Raw genomic sequence first — 15,244 nt, forward strand, 5'->3', positions numbered from 1 at the left:
CGAATAGAGTAATACTAGGAAGAGGTAAAGACAGAACCGGGGTGATTGGTCATCGAGCTTACCAAACGACAAGAGCACATCTTACAGATAGTGAAGGATGACGGACCGATAACAGGAGAACATATCGCGGAGCGACTGAATTTGACTCGCGCGACGCTGCGCCCTGATTTATCCATCCTCACGATGTCAGGATATCTAGAAGCCAGACCTCGGGTCGGGTATTTTTATGCCGGCAGACCCGCAAGCTCAGTCATAAGTGAACGGCTTCACAAGCTTCTCGTCAATGACTACAAGGCGGTACCGATCGTGGTATCCGAATCCGCCTCGGCTTACGACGCCATTGTTACCCTCTTTTTGGAGGATGTTGGCACGTTATTCGTCGTCAACCAAAAAGGATATTTGGCTGGCGTGATCTCACGAAAAGACCTCCTGCGGGCTTCTTTAGGCAATAAGACGCTGGAGGATGTGCCAGTCAGCATTATCATGTCTAGAATGCCGAATATCATTACATGCGCACCTGATGAGACCTTGTACGCAGCTGCTAAAAAGCTGATCGATTTTCAGATCGATTCTCTGCCTGTCGTAAGGCCTAGCGAGGAAGATCCGAAGCAAATGGAGCTGTTGGGGCGCGTCACCAAGACGACGATCGCGAAAGCATTTGTAGAATTGGGTAGCGAACCGAAAGTGTAGGAGGAGAAGCGATGCAAGGTAATCAGCGAGGACAGCTCATCTATGTAGTCTCAGACTCCATCGGCGAAACGGCCGAACTTGTCGTTCGCGCAGGAGCTAGTCAGTTTGATCGTTTTTTGTTTGATGTACAAAAGTATCCGTATATAGAAGACAAGGAATCGATTGACGAAATCATTGCTTCGGCAAAAGAATCGCGGGCAATGATCGTTTTCACTCTGGTCATTCCGGAGCTGAATACGTATATTACACAACAAGCTGCTCTTCACGGAATTCCGGCTCTTGATGTTATGGGGCCTTTGATGAATACATTGCAGGGCATGTTGAAAGAGCCACCAACCGGAAAACCGGGTTTGGTACGCCGACTGGATGAGGAGTATTTCCGCAAAGTAGATGCCATCGAATTTGCTGTCAAATACGACGATGGTCGGGACCCACGCGGTCTGTTGCGAGCAGATGTGGTTTTGATTGGCGTTTCGCGTACTTCCAAGACGCCTCTTTCCATGTATTTGGCTAACAAACGACTTAAGGTTGCCAATGTTCCGCTTGTCCCGGAGGTAGAGCCACCGGAAGAATTGTTCCAACTGCCAGTCGAACGGTGTATTGGGCTTACCATCAATCCGGAGCAACTGAACGGCATTCGGACAGAGCGTCTGAAGGCACTGGGATTGACAGCACAAGCAAATTACGCCAATCTCGAACGGATTGCCGAAGAACTGGCGTATTCGAAGCGCATTATTGAGCGCCTCGGATGTACTGTTATTGATGTTTCCAACAAGGCAGTAGAAGAAACGGCAAACATCATTTTGGAGATGATTCGAAAAAACAATCTCCGGAATGAAAGGAAATAGGCCGAAAGAAGGATTTTGACGTTTTTTGTAGAATTTCAATTAGCTGAGGTGCTTATCATACGTGAGTTCTCAGCGTTTATTGCCTTAAGAAATGTGGAAAAGTAGAAAAGAAGAAAAGAAGTTCGATGCAAAGAAGGAAATTGACGAATTTTGACGAACTAAATATTCTCACGTGCGATTCTCCTTATAAAGGTGGAAAGACATGACTGGTCCCACTTCAGATGAATTTGTAAATCAAGTGCGTGCCGCTGTCGACATCGTAGACGTTGTAGGAGAGTACGTTCAACTGAGAAAAAGCGGTCGTGCCTTTCTCGGTCTATGTCCGTTTCACTCTGAAAAGAGCCCTTCCTTCAACGTAAATGCAGAGCGACAGTTTTTTCATTGCTTTGGCTGTGGAGCAGGTGGGGACATCTTTTCCTTTTTAATGAAACTGGAGCAATTGACTTTTCCAGAGGCACTGCACAAATTGGCGGAGCGTGCCGGGATAGCTGTGCCCCAGCCGCAGCAAGTAGAGGAATCACCTGAAAAACGGATGAAGCATGTGATGCAAGAAGCGCATACGTTCGTTTCACGCCTCTACCACTACGTGCTTACGAAAACCCCGTATGGCGCAGAAGCGATGAAGTATCTCGCAAAGCGCGGAATGTCTGAGGCGACAATCGCCGAATACCAAATCGGGTTTGCCCCGGATTCCTGGGATTTCGTGACGCAGCAGTTGACAAAGCGGGGATTTTCACAGGAATTGATGGTGGAAGCAGGGTTATTGGCTAGAAGCGATGCAGGAAAAATCTTTGATCGCTTTCGAGGTCGTATCATGTTTCCGATTCAGGATTCCCAAGGTAACGCCATCGGATTTGGTGGGCGCTTACTGCAAGGATCGAAGCACAATTCCAATCAAAAGTCTCAACCCAAGTATCTGAATAGCCCGGAGAGCCTTTTGTTCAACAAAAGTGCTACGCTGTTTAATCTTCATCGTGCACGCCCCATCATTAGAAAGAGAAAAGAGGCGCTGTTGTTTGAAGGATATGTCGATGTCATATCGGCATGGCAGGCGGGTTTTACGCAAGGTATTGCCACTTTGGGAACAGCCTTGACGGAGCAGCAGGCCAGAATTCTTCGTCGCAATACAGAGTCAGTCGTACTCTGTTATGACGGAGATGCTGCAGGACAAGAAGCAACGAGCAAAGCGATTCACGTTTTGCAGCAAGCCGGTTTGATCGTTCGAGTAGCTCCGCTTCCACAAGGAGTGGACCCGGATGATTACATCCGCCAGCATGGGGCTGAAGCATTTTCCCAGCAGGTATTGTTACAGGCGATGCCAATTACGGCTTTCCGTCTGAAACATTTACGCAGTCAGTTCGTAATAAAAGATGAGACGGACAAAGCTCGCTTAATCGCGAAGGCGGTCGAGATCATCAATGAACTGGGCAGCCCGGTGGAACGGGACATGTATCAACGGCAATTGGCTGAAGAATACTCCCTTACTCTCGGTGATCTCAAATGGGAGTCCAAACGCGCCTACAATCAGCAAAAAAGTGAGCGCCAAAGGGATAAAGTGACGCCAGCATGGAATAATAGTATAAATAATGGCAAAGTTACGCTCGCGAAAACACTGCCACCCGCTTATCACACGGCTGAGCGCATGCTGCTTTACTACATGATGCGGAACGAAGAAATAGCCGCCCGCGTCCAGCAGGAATGCAGTGCCCACTTTCAGGTGGATGAACACGATGCGCTGGCTGCCTACCTGTACGCCTACTATGCAGAGGGAAACCCGGAAGACCCTGGAAAGTTTATACATTACGTGCAAGACGATTTGTTAAAGCAATTAGCCTCGGGATTGGCCATGATGGAGTGCAACAACGACGTATCTGAATTAGAGATCGGTGACTACATCAAACAAGTGAATAACTACCCGAAGCGTGCCGAGTTGGAACGATTGCGCGATGAGCAGCGGAGCTTACACCTCCAAGCGGCCGCAGCGGACAGCGAGGATGCGCGCAAACAACTTGAACTTCAAGCAGCCGTTACAGGGATGAAGATTCTTGAATTGGAAAATGCTTTAAAAGAAGGGTAGCTTCAGATCATTCCCGGGGAAGGAGGGAAAGTAGATGAACAAGCAAAATATTACTTCCGACATGGAAGCAACGTCCATCGAACAAGTGAAGGAACAGTTGGTCGAATTAGGCAAGAAACGCGGCGCATTGTCGTATAAGGAGATTACTGCTCGTTTGGCAGGTTTTGAGCAGGATTCTGATCAAATGGATGAGTTTTTTGAATATCTAGGTGATCAAGGCATTGAGATTAACAACAATGAGAATGAAGATGACGACGATGAAGTCGATCAAATGATCATCAAAGACGAGGACAACGAAGAATTTGATTTTGACGATCTCTCCGTTCCGCCTGGAATTAAGATCAATGACCCTGTACGGATGTATCTGAAGGAAATTGGTCGAGTTCCTCTGCTCTCCGCAGAAGAGGAGATTAAACTAGCGCAGCGAATTGAACAAGGTGATGAGGAAGCCAAAAGACGTCTGGCTGAGGCGAACTTGCGATTGGTAGTATCGATTGCGAAGCGTTATGTAGGACGTGGTATGCTCTTCCTCGACTTGATTCAAGAAGGGAACATGGGTCTGATTAAAGCGGTGGAAAAGTTTGACTATCGCAAAGGCTACAAGTTCAGTACGTATGCGACCTGGTGGATTCGCCAAGCGATTACCCGTGCCATTGCAGACCAAGCTAGAACGATCCGGATTCCGGTTCATATGGTGGAAACCATCAATAAATTAATCCGCGTTTCCCGTCAGCTTCTGCAAGAGCTAGGTCGTGAACCTATGCCAGAAGAAATCGCTGAAAAAATGGATCTCACTCCGGAAAAAGTTCGGGAAATCATGAAGATTGCTCAAGAACCAGTATCCCTGGAGACTCCAATTGGGGAAGAAGACGATTCCCACTTAGGTGATTTCATTGAGGATCAGGATGCATTGGAGCCATCTGATGCAGCTGCCTATGAACTTTTGAAAGAACAGTTGGAAGACGTTTTGGATACATTAACAGACCGGGAAGAAAATGTACTGCGTCTGCGTTTCGGGTTAGATGACGGACGTACACGGACGTTAGAAGAAGTAGGCAAAGTGTTTGGTGTAACCCGTGAACGGATTCGTCAGATCGAAGCAAAAGCTCTTCGCAAATTGCGTCATCCGAGTAGAAGTAAACGCTTAAAAGATTTCTTAGAATAACCGATATAAGAAGTATGTGGCCTACGTTAGCCGACGTAGGCTTTTCTTATTCATGAAGGAATACACTTTTTGTCGTAGTTAGGAGGGGCCGCGTTGGACGACCAGCGCAAGCGCACGATTATCGCCGAAATTGAAAACTGGCGGCGCAACCATTTACTGCCTGAACATTACTGCATCTTCTTGTTAAATCTGTATACAGAAGGGGATCGGCCAAATACACCGGCGTCCGCAGGCGGGAATGAGCGAATGGGAACGGCACCGAGTGTGCTGTCAGGAAAAGTCAATTCAACATCATCTGTCACAAACACATATGCACCTAGAACTGTCTCTCCAGTGACGGGGAAAATGGTAGTGGCATGGCTCCTTGGTGCCTTTGTCATTGCTGGTTTGATCTTACTTGCTTTTCATTTTAACCGTTTTCAAACCCCAATGCAAATTACCATCTTTGCCTGTTTCGCTCTCGTCTTCTATATTCTGGGACTCGTTTATCGAAGATCAGCCCCGCCATTGACGCATTTATTCCTGGCTTTGTCCTTTGGGATTTTGATCGCGGGAGGCGTTTATTGTATCCAAAAAATGGATGGTAGCTTGCCGTTTATCCTGTTTTATTTAGGCTTCGTTTGCATGCTGTTGTGCATCAGCGCAATTGTTTTCGGCTATGCTTATTTGCTCTATGCAGGGTTACTGGGTTTGGCCATCTTGTATGGCATTACAACCGTTCATCGAGTAGGGATAGACTATACATGGTGGACATCGGAGCTGTACTGGGTACCGCTTGCGTGCTTGCTCACAGGTATGGGCTTCTTGATGAATAAGGCCAATTCGAAATGGGCGGGAGTATTTGCAGTATGTGGACTTGCCTTTTTCTTTGGTGCAGAGATACAGGCTCTGTATATTCCAGCGGCGAAGCGAGATATGATTCAATTGCTGTTGTTCATTAAGGTGTTCATCGCGTCCATTTTGTTCTTCTTCACGCGTGGATATTGGTATGCGTGGTTGAGACTGTAGACTATGCGAGACTTCTCGTTCTCCTCTGCCTGCTTATCTGTTACAATTTCAGAAGAGAGCAAACGGGGTGAATAAATGAACAACAATTGGAGAGTTTTAATCGGTATATTGCTGGCGGCTTTTTTTCTGGGTGGAGAAACAGTAGCCAAATTTATGGGTGTACATACATATAGCATCGGATTCATAGCAGCATCTGTCTCTTTTTTGGGAGCGATTTTATTAGGAGCACGCCGATCATAGGCGTGTTTTTTTTGAGAAATTCCACATGAATCCAAAATCGTGGTGTATAATGGTAAGAGTATTCTGAACAAACGCTCAGTCAAAATTGTGTATTTCTTGATGGTTCTTTACTAAAGCGTTTTCAAGGGGGCAGCGATTATGAACTTCGATTTGACTTCAGAACAACAAATGTTAAAAAAAATGATACGCGAATTTGCTGATGAGGTAGTGGCACCGGAAGCAGATGAACGCGATCAAACTAAACAATTTCCTGTCGGAATATTCAAGCAGATGAGCGAACTGAACTTGATGGGCCTTCCCTTCTCTGAGAAATACGGGGGTGCGGGAGCCGATTCCACGAGTTTTGCGATCGTTGTGGAAGAGCTAAGTCGTGCATGTGGCTCTACAGGAATTACGTATTCGGCGCATATCTCGTTAGGTGGCGCTCCACTGGCTTTGTTTGGAACAGAAGAGCAAAAGCTGAACTATTTAAGCAAAATTTGTTCTGGCGAAAGCTTTGGTGCGTTTGGATTGACCGAACCAAATGCAGGGTCTGATGCAGGCGGTACGAGGACGAATGCGATCTTAGCAGATGGGGAGTGGACGATTAACGGCTCCAAATGCTTCATTACCAATGCCTCCTATGCTTCGTTTCTCGCCTTGACAGCTGTGACTGACAAAGAGCAGGGCTCACGAGGTATTACTGCTTTTATCGTTCCGACTGATACACCTGGCTTTCAGGTGTTGGCGAACTATGAAAAGCTCGGCTTGCACAGCTCCAATACGACGGAGCTCGTTCTTGAAAATGTCCGCGTGCCAGAGGAAAACGTCCTTGGGAAGCGGGGAGAAGGCTTCAAGCAGTTTCTCATTACACTTGATGGTGGGCGAATCGGGATCGGAGCTATGGCAGTAGGAATTGCACAGGCTGCCTACGACAAGGCGTTGCAATACTCCAAGCAGCGTACGGCTTTTGGCAATTCCTTGAGTCATTTTCAAGCGATCCAGCACAAGCTGGCGGATATGGCGATGCATATAGAGCTGGCGAGAACGATGGTGTATAAAGCAGCGTGGTTGAAAGATCATGGTCGCAAATTTACGAAAGAAGCAGCAATGGCAAAATTGTATGCTTCGGAGATTGCCATGTCTGCTACACATCAGGCTATTCAGATTCACGGTGGGTATGGTTATATGCGGGAGTATCAGGTAGAACGATTTTTCCGCGATGCCCGACTGTTAGAGATCGGCGAGGGGACTTCAGAGATTTTACGTAATGTCATCGCAAGAGAAATCGGGTGCTAGCCTTCCGTTTTTGACAACGAAAGAGCATGACTGCCAGCGTTAACTGACAGCCATGGCTCTTTTTTTGTTTGTTACTTTTTATTGATCGCCAGATTGTACAGTTGGGAAACCAAATCCACTCGCGATATCGTCCCCTACAGTAGCGTTTGAGCCACCTTTGATGTCATTTCCTTTCGCGCGTTTTTGCAATTCTACACGAACATCTTGAGAGCTCCAAGATGGATTGGATGCCCAGATTTTCGCAGCCAAACCGGAAATGTGTGGAGTTGCCATGGAAGTTCCGCTGATGGAATTATAACCTCCGTTATTCCATGTAGACTGAATAGCGCGTCCTGGTGCTGATACTTCCACATCACGCTCTTGAATCACGTAGTCTCCCGCTTGCCCGCTCTTGCCACGAGAAGAGAAGTCAGCTACACGGTAGGTTCCGTTTTGTTGAACATTCTCCAACGCTGCTACGGCTACTGTATTCACTAATGCTCCAGGGTAGCCAATGCTATTCACTGTCGGTCCGGAGTTACCAGCCGCTGCGACGACTAATACACCTTTTTGGTTTGCATACGTGATGGCACTTTCCATAAGGGTACTCTTACCGCTAGAGCCAAGAGACATAGAGATGATCGTTTTCACGCCTAATTGAGCGGATTGGTCAGCAGCGTAACGAATAGCATAGGCAATGTCATCCTCATAGCCGGATCCAGAGTCATCCAGTACTTTATATGCCCATAGCTTTGCATCTGGTGCTACACCATAAATACCTGCGCCATTGCCGCCGTCAGCGAGAACAGTTCCGGCGACGTGTGTTCCATGACCATGCGCATCATTGCAAGCACCAGTAACAACAGGCGAAGAAGATTGCGTGAAATCGTTGCACTGCTCTGCGTTCGCGGTTAGGTCCTGGTGCTGCGTATACACGCCAGTATCCAGGACTGCAACACGAACATCTGCACCGCCAGTTGTAGCGGAGAGGGATTGGTTTTTATAGATTGCTTTAATTCCCCACGGAACGACTGCCGCAGGAGAGACCTCTAGCGCACTTGCTTGATCTTCTTCTATATACTCAGCGATCTTTAATTTTTGCAATACGGTGATTTTTACATTGGGATCGCTTTTCAGTTGGTCAAGTTGATCACTATTTACATCGAGGGTAAAGCCATCTTCACCAAAATCATGGCGTACTTCCAAAGGTCCAGCAAAATAACCGGTTTTCACATCCGAATCTGATTGAATTAATACCCGTTCAGTATCAAATTCATTGAGCGAGTCGTTACTGGCTGCCCCCACTCCTGTGAAGACACTCATCACTAGCGCCGAAGAGAGTAATCCCATTGCCCACCACTTGCCGGTTCTTTTTTTCAAACTTTTCTCCTCCTTAAAGATAGTTAGTTTGTGTTAGTTCATGATGTTCATGGCGTTAATATACATATCTGTAAAAATTTTGTAAATATTTATTTATTAAAATAAAGTTCACAATTCAGTGAAAATTAAATCAAATTGCATAAAATGCGATAAAACAACGCCATATTTAAAAATTTTGCTTGTTATTCCGAACATTACATCCACCTAATGGCAACCTGTAAGCCTCTCGACTACTACCAAAGGGCCCCCCTTAATGGCCTTGTCCCTGCTGGGTGCAACAGTGAGGATTTTGTCGTTCTTTGCTGATCATCTGTTAGGGAATTTGCATTTCGCAATTGCTGCCAAATAGGGTAGAATAGAGGCAACGGAAGGTGAATATACAGATGACATCAGTATCAATATCCAAGCGGCTACAAACAATTGCCCGCTATTGTCCAGAAGGAGCCCGCGTCGCCGACATCGGGTCGGATCATGCGTTGTTGGCTTCTTATTTGCTTGTAAAAGGAATTGCTTCTTTCGTGATCGCTGGCGAATTGAATGAAGGGCCTTTTCAAGCGGCAAAAAAACAAATACATACATTGCAGGTAAAAGATCGCGCTTCGGTACGTAAAGGAAACGGGCTCGCGGTATTACAACCTGGGGAAGCAGATGTGGTCTGCATTGCTGGGATGGGCGGACAATTGATCGTTTCCATTTTGGAAGCAGGAAAAGACAAACTGGAAGGTGTGCAACGCCTGATTCTGCAACCAAACGTAGGGGAAGAAGCGGTTCGCCTGTGGATGATAGAGAATGGTTGGCAGTTAATCGCGGAATCCATATTGCAAGAAGACGGCGTGATTTATGAGATTCTCGTCGCAGAACGAGGCAATCCTACCTTGCCTTATGAGGGCAAAGATCGTACGCAGCAAGAGCTCCTGCGCATTGGTCCATTTCTTTGGGTGGAAAAATCAGAGGTATTACAAGCGAAGTGGCTACATGAGCATGAAAAATGGCAAAAGATCATCGTTCAATTAAAGCGTTCGGACAAGCCGGAAGCAGCAGAACGAATCAAAGAAATCGAAGCAGAAGTAAAATGGATCGATGAGGTGATCGCATGCTTGCGCACGGACAAACAGTAATCCAATATGTAGAACGTCTTGCACCTAAATCGTTGGCGATGGAAGGCGACAAGATTGGCCTTCATGTTGGCACCTTGCAAAAAAAGGTAAAAAAAGTGATGATCGCACTAGACGTACTAGAATCTGTGGTGGAGGAAGCAATCGCAGAGGGTGTAGACCTGATTGTGGCTCACCATGCCGTTATATATCGACCACTGAAACACCTTAGGACAGATCTCGCCGCAGGACGTGTGTTCGAAAAGCTGATCAAGCATGACATCGCGGTATATACAGCCCATACCAATTTGGATGTTGCGTATGGGGGGATGAACGATTGGCTCGCAGAAGCGGTTGGACTCACTAATGTAGATGTACTGGATGTTCTTTCAAGAGAGGCTTGGAAGAAGCTCGTCGTATTCGTGCCCGCTACTCATAAGGAAGTGGTGTTTTCCGCACTTGCTGAAGCGGGGGCAGGGCATGTAGGCAACTATAGCCACTGTTCTTTTCAGACAGAAGGCACCGGAACCTTTTTACCAGGGGAAGGAACGAATCCCCATATCGGTTCGACAGGTCAATTGGAAAAAGTAGAGGAAGTTCGGATCGAGATGATTGTTCCTGCCTCCAGGCAATCGGCTGTGGTTAAAGCAATGCTTGCTGCCCATCCCTACGAAGAAGTCGCTTACGACATCATTCCTTTGGAGCAGTCCGGAACTGCATACGGAATTGGGCGAATCGGTACTCTGCCTGAACCACTGACGCTCCGAGAGTTTGCTTTGCTCGTCAAAGAACGATTCTCCCTCCACGGCCTACGCGTAGTTGGCGACTTGGATGCGACAGTCAAAAAAGTAGCGGTAGTAGGTGGAGACGGAAGCTCCTTTGTTTCCAAAGCCATTTTTAAAGGCGCGGATGTTTATTTAACAGGAGACATTGGTTATCACACTGCACACGATGCGCAAGCAGAAGGCTTGTCGATCGTAGATGCTGGTCACAATATCGAAAAAATCATGAAGGAAAAGCTGGCGACTATCTTGCTTGAACAATTGCAGGCAAATGGTTACGAAACAGAGGTTATTCCTTCGCGCGTGCACACAGATCCGTTCCAGTTTGTTTAAGACGTAGCAGGACCAACCTTTTGTTGCCTGCCAGATGAAGTGTAGGAGGATTTTATGTGCAAAAACTAATCCGGACAATTTCTTGTGGATTACTGACATTAAGCTTACTCACCCCCGGCGTCGCTTCAGCGGCTGGGGGCTTATTGCCATACAATGACATCAGCAAGCACTGGGCGAGAAATGCAATCATTCAAGGCGTGCAGCTCGGTTTGTTTGAGGCTGGTCCAAATGTTCCGAAGTTTTACCCAAATCGTGACATGACACGTGCGGAATTTCTCGTCATGATCGATCGGCTTTATTACGGGGGGCAGTATCAGATCTATCCGCTTACTTTCTTATCCGAGCATTCGGAGTGGGCGCGGGCAGAAGGTTTTCAGGAACCGTATTTGCCGTATAAAGACGTTGACCGTCTAACCTGGATGTACAAACCAACATTGCGCATCTCCACGATCTTGGATAGACTGTACGGCCCAAATGCGATTCAGTACATTTTTCCCGGTGAGATGATGAAGCCGAATCAGCCGATCACCAAAGAAGAAGCTGCCAAGATATTGCAAATGTTCACCATGTCTCCAGATAGTAAAAATGCGTGGGAAGAAGTGCGTTCGTGGGGATGGCTAGAGGGAGAAAAAACGGAACGAGTGAAGCGAGGAGATGCTGCGGTCGCAGCTGATCGCATGGTGAATTATTTCCTTCAGGATGGAATCATGCCTCTGCTGGATTACGACGGGAAAAAGTTCCCCATGGTCCCGGATCTCGAAGAGGTATTGCCATTATTCGCAACCTATGCAGATCCCAAAACAACAGAAGAACAGATTTATGTAGATGCGGCTGCCGCTATTCGCAGTAGAAATGATAGTGAAGAGACATTTGAACAGTTACGCAAGCTGGCGGATGACTCCTTCCCCAATCAAGTCGGTGTTCACTATTTACTGAGCTGGAATCCTGAAACACCGATTGAAACCAATCTGGAGGAAGCTTTTCTTTCTATCGACGCTTACTTCGAAGACAAAATCATTCTCCCGGAAACACTCGGGCTGTTGAGTGCCAATGTGTACGATATCGCCTTGCAGCTAGGGAACAAGGATCAAAGCCAATACAAAAAAGTGCTTGACCGACTTAGTGCTTATGAACAAAAAGTGAAGCAGGATTCCAAAGAATGGGAATCGCTCGCCATGTATTTGGGGGCACTGGAAATCAGGAGTGGTCAGGTAGACCTGGCGCTGGCTCGATACAAGCGATTTGCCGACAGGAGCCCGGAGGCATTGTTGAATACTTCCTACTATTATTTGCAGGAAGGACGTATGCAGGAAGCTGAAGAGGTTCTTGCTGCGATGAAACCGAAAGCGTCAGACAGCAGAATGAATCAGTTGCACAAAATGTTGCGTCAAGAGTTTGCATCGTTAAAAGATCAGCCAGCTATTATTTCTGATTTGGGGTACTCTTTGCGGAAGTTGGACAATGCCGACACCTATCAAGTGAAGGGTGAAGCGGTGTTGAGTGGATTGACGTTCTCATACACGCAGGATGTTAACAAGGAAAAGCAAATAAGCAGGATATCCGGCTCTTATCAATCTCCGCAAAAACTAATATCAGACAAGCTGCTCTCCTATACAGATGGGAAAACAAACACGCAATACTCGTACGATACGGATCGGCAGACATGGGACAAGAGTAGAACGGACAAAGTGGACTTTTTGCACGAGTGGGTTGGTGCTGTCAAGGTAGCCGATCGTGCCAAGGAGCTTCATGCACGCTACTACAAGCAATCATACGGGAAGTATGATGTCATTACAGAGTGGATTCCGGGCTCCATGCTGGTAGAGAAATCAAAGAAGGTTACGCTCGGACAGGGAAAAGTGAAAGAGGTTCCCTTGTTCATGAACAAGTATTATATTGATCGAGCTAGCGACCAAATTGTCAAACATACATGGCGTTATGAAGAAATTTATGAGGGCGACGGATACGTAGCCTATTCGGGTACCGACAATTACGACTTTACAAGCAATGTTGCATTCTCGATACCTGATGATGTTCGAAAAGGGGTGGCGCCATGAAACGATTTAGTCAATGGGCAGTAGCAGCTGTACTGCTACTCACAACTGTTCTTCCTGTGCAAGCGGCAGAGTATCCTTTCGAAGAAACAGAAGAAGTATTCCAGCACGTCATGCAGAGCCACTTGAGCAAACCGGTAGCCAAACAATTGGTAAAAGGGGCTCTAGAGGTGGTCAGTGAGCAGGCTAATCAGAAAAAACAACTTCAATTCAAAGTTTCTGAAGAAGATGACACCTGGGACGAGTTGGAATTGAGGCTTGTAGAATGGCAGAAAAAAGGCGGGTTTGATACGCCGACGATGAACACTTGGGCGATTGATGGAATGCTCTCTACACTCGACGACCCACACAGCGTATTTTTTACGCAAGATGAACTGCGTTTGTTCCAATCTGACGTTGAGAATCAATTCGTTGGATTTGGTTTTCGTCTCCGGCGGCAAAATGATCATATTATCATCCGTGAAATCGTTCCGAATTCTCCAGCAGCAGCTTCTCCCTTGCAACGAGGCGATCAATTGATCAAAGTCAATGAGACCTCGCTGGTCGGAAAGTCTTTTGAAGAAGCGTATGCTTATTTGAGGGGTAACGAAGGGACTGAAGCCGTTCTTACTGTATATCGTCCATCTGATAAACGGGAGCACCAGATAAAGTTGAAGCGTGCCTCGATGACCTTGCCGGAAGCGGAAGGACAGATGTTTTCGAAGGGCGCAGTTGGCTATATCAGTCTGGAAACATTCGGATCAGAAGGAGCCATCCAGGTAAGGGATAAGCTTGCTGAACTATCCCGTGTGCAAAAGCCGTTGTCCGGATTGGTGTTAGACCTGCGGGATAATGGCGGGGGATACTTGTCCACAGCGCGGGATATCGCGAGCCTCTTTATGGAAGAAGGCTTGCTCATGTATACCACGAATCGCAATGGGGTAGAGGTAGAGACGTGGGTACGAAATGGGCAGGATATCGGCATTCCAGTGCGAATTTTGGTAAACGGCGGAACCGCTTCTGCATCTGAGCTGTTGTCAGGTGCGCTGCGTGATCATGGCATCGCCAAACTTGTGGGTACCAAGACATTTGGAAAAGGAAGTGCCCAACAAGTTATTCCTTTGTCAGACGGCGACGCACTCAAGCTCACATTGAATGAATATTTTACCCCTAAGCATACTGTGGTGAATCACGTAGGGCTGCAACCGGATATGGTTGTGGAGGATTATGGAGCACAAGTAGTAGAAGCTCTCCATTCATTGAACGTCAATACGTGGGAACTGAGTGACGCAGAAGGCGATACCGTCATCAATGGAATTCCTTTCCCTACGGTAGATCCTCTCTTTAAACAAACGCCTCAAGGGCTGCAAATCCGAGCTGCTGTACTTTCGCATTTGCTGGATGATCCGTCCATTGGCGAGAAAGATTACGTAGCACTTGCTCCATATTTGAAGAAGTACCCTGCACTAAAACAGCAAACGAAAAATGGTATCAACACTCTCACATTTACTTCGTGAGCATGGTCCCCTGTCGCTTTTGGCGAGCAGGGGCTTTTTCTTTTTCAGGCGTATACTCGGTCATGCAAAATCGAACACTATCAGGTGCGACTATGACTATTGCTATTACGAAGAGAAGGGTGGCAGCCGGATGAAAAAGGTCATATTATTCCTGATCGACTCTATGATGCCTGATGTTCTGGAGCGATGCATTGCTGCCAATAAAGCACCAGCGCTTCGGTTTTTCATGGAGCATAGCCAATACATACCAGATTGTGTGACCGTTTTCCCTACAATGACGGCTTCGATAGATTGTTCTCTCATTACGGGAGTCTACCCCGATCAGCACAAAGTACCGGGTTTAGTTTGGTATGATGCAGAGCAGAAACAGATGGTGAATTATATTAATGGGGTCGCTTCTATCCGAAAAATAGGCATCTCAAGCTGTGCCGAAAACGTCCTTTTTGATTTGAATGAACGTCATCTGAGCAAGGATGTCAAAACCATTCATGAGGTACTGGAAGAAAACAAACTTGTATCTGGTTCCATCAATGTGATTGCCCATCGCGGACATAAGCAGCATAAGGTGAGTATGCCAACCTTGCTTGATACAATTACATCTTTTTCCCTGCGCGAAAAGGTGAGTGGTCCAACGATCATGAGTATGGGGACACTGGTGAGCCCGGCGTTATTTCGTACCGTCCCCTGGGGCTTCTCTCAATCCGCTTTGGAAGGCTACGGAATTAATGATACTTATGCAATCGATGTGATGATTGAGGTGATTCGCAGTGGTCATCAGCCACATTTTACGCTAGTCTATCTGCCAGAGAATGATCATAAA

13 protein-coding genes (1 of these 13 cut by a window edge) are annotated in these 15,244 nt (G+C 46.9%); 12 read left to right on the plus strand and 1 reads right to left on the minus strand.

Annotated features, from left to right (window positions below; all coding sequences use genetic code 11):
• The first annotated feature begins 45 nt into the window (after window positions 1-45).
• The 7 genes from BBR47_RS10630 to BBR47_RS10655 all read left to right on the plus strand — a co-directional run bounded on the left by BBR47_RS10630 (window position 46) and on the right by BBR47_RS10655 (window position 7,306).
• Window positions 46-690, plus strand: a complete 645-nt coding sequence (locus BBR47_RS10630; RefSeq protein WP_012685777.1) for a helix-turn-helix transcriptional regulator — start codon at window positions 46-48, stop codon at window positions 688-690.
• 11 nt (window positions 691-701) lie between these two features.
• Window positions 702-1,538, plus strand: coding sequence for a pyruvate, water dikinase regulatory protein (locus BBR47_RS10635; RefSeq protein ID WP_012685778.1), 837 nt, complete (start codon window positions 702-704; stop codon window positions 1,536-1,538).
• 202 nt (window positions 1,539-1,740) lie between these two features.
• Entirely contained in the window at window positions 1,741-3,615 is a 1,875-nt protein-coding gene (gene dnaG, locus BBR47_RS10640) for a DNA primase (RefSeq protein ID WP_012685779.1), read from the plus strand.
• A gap of 34 nt (window positions 3,616-3,649) precedes the next feature.
• The gene (rpoD, locus tag BBR47_RS10645; protein WP_012685780.1) at window positions 3,650-4,780 is read left to right on the plus strand and encodes an RNA polymerase sigma factor RpoD; all 1,131 of its coding nucleotides are present in this window, start codon (window positions 3,650-3,652) and stop codon (window positions 4,778-4,780) included.
• A 93-nt stretch (window positions 4,781-4,873) separates the two neighbouring features.
• Window positions 4,874-5,788 carry a hypothetical protein gene (locus tag BBR47_RS10650; RefSeq protein WP_012685781.1) on the plus strand — a complete coding sequence of 305 codons (915 nt, stop codon included), beginning with the start codon at window positions 4,874-4,876 and terminating at the stop codon, window positions 5,786-5,788.
• A gap of 75 nt (window positions 5,789-5,863) precedes the next feature.
• On the plus strand, window positions 5,864-6,028 hold the full coding sequence (locus BBR47_RS31220) for a hypothetical protein (protein WP_012685782.1): 165 nt from the start codon (window positions 5,864-5,866) through the stop codon (window positions 6,026-6,028).
• A 138-nt stretch (window positions 6,029-6,166) separates the two neighbouring features.
• Window positions 6,167-7,306 (plus strand): acyl-CoA dehydrogenase family protein, encoded by a 1,140-nt coding sequence (locus BBR47_RS10655; protein WP_012685783.1) that lies wholly within the window; start codon window positions 6,167-6,169, stop codon window positions 7,304-7,306.
• A 78-nt stretch (window positions 7,307-7,384) separates the two neighbouring features.
• Here the strand turns inward: BBR47_RS10655 and BBR47_RS10660 are convergent, their stop codons facing one another.
• The gene (locus BBR47_RS10660) at window positions 7,385-8,665 is read right to left on the minus strand and encodes a S8 family peptidase (RefSeq protein ID WP_012685784.1); all 1,281 of its coding nucleotides are present in this window, start codon (window positions 8,663-8,665) and stop codon (window positions 7,385-7,387) included.
• A gap of 383 nt (window positions 8,666-9,048) precedes the next feature.
• Between BBR47_RS10660 and BBR47_RS10665 the strand changes: the two genes are divergently transcribed.
• From BBR47_RS10665 to BBR47_RS10685, 5 genes are all read left to right on the plus strand, one after another.
• Window positions 9,049-9,783, plus strand: coding sequence for a tRNA (adenine(22)-N(1))-methyltransferase (locus BBR47_RS10665; RefSeq protein ID WP_012685786.1), 735 nt, complete (start codon window positions 9,049-9,051; stop codon window positions 9,781-9,783).
• Window positions 9,759-10,874, plus strand: a complete 1,116-nt coding sequence (locus BBR47_RS10670; RefSeq protein WP_012685787.1) for a Nif3-like dinuclear metal center hexameric protein — start codon at window positions 9,759-9,761, stop codon at window positions 10,872-10,874. Before BBR47_RS10665 ends, BBR47_RS10670 begins: the two co-directional genes overlap by 25 nt.
• Before the next feature lie 56 nt (window positions 10,875-10,930).
• Window positions 10,931-12,931 carry an S-layer homology domain-containing protein gene (locus BBR47_RS10675; protein WP_012685788.1) on the plus strand — a complete coding sequence of 667 codons (2,001 nt, stop codon included), beginning with the start codon at window positions 10,931-10,933 and terminating at the stop codon, window positions 12,929-12,931.
• Complete coding sequence (locus tag BBR47_RS10680; RefSeq protein WP_012685789.1) at window positions 12,928-14,424, plus strand: S41 family peptidase; 1,497 nt, start codon at window positions 12,928-12,930, stop codon at window positions 14,422-14,424. Before BBR47_RS10675 ends, BBR47_RS10680 begins: the two co-directional genes overlap by 4 nt.
• A gap of 130 nt (window positions 14,425-14,554) precedes the next feature.
• Window positions 14,555-15,244: the start of an alkaline phosphatase family protein gene (locus BBR47_RS10685; protein WP_041749363.1), read on the plus strand. Its footprint extends 795 nt past the window's final position; 690 of the gene's 1,485 nt are visible here — the first part of the coding sequence; the start codon lies at window positions 14,555-14,557; the stop codon falls past the right edge of the window.

It is taken from the genome of Brevibacillus brevis NBRC 100599, from assembly GCF_000010165.1.
GTDB classification, from domain to species: domain Bacteria; phylum Bacillota; class Bacilli; order Brevibacillales; family Brevibacillaceae; genus Brevibacillus; species Brevibacillus brevis_D.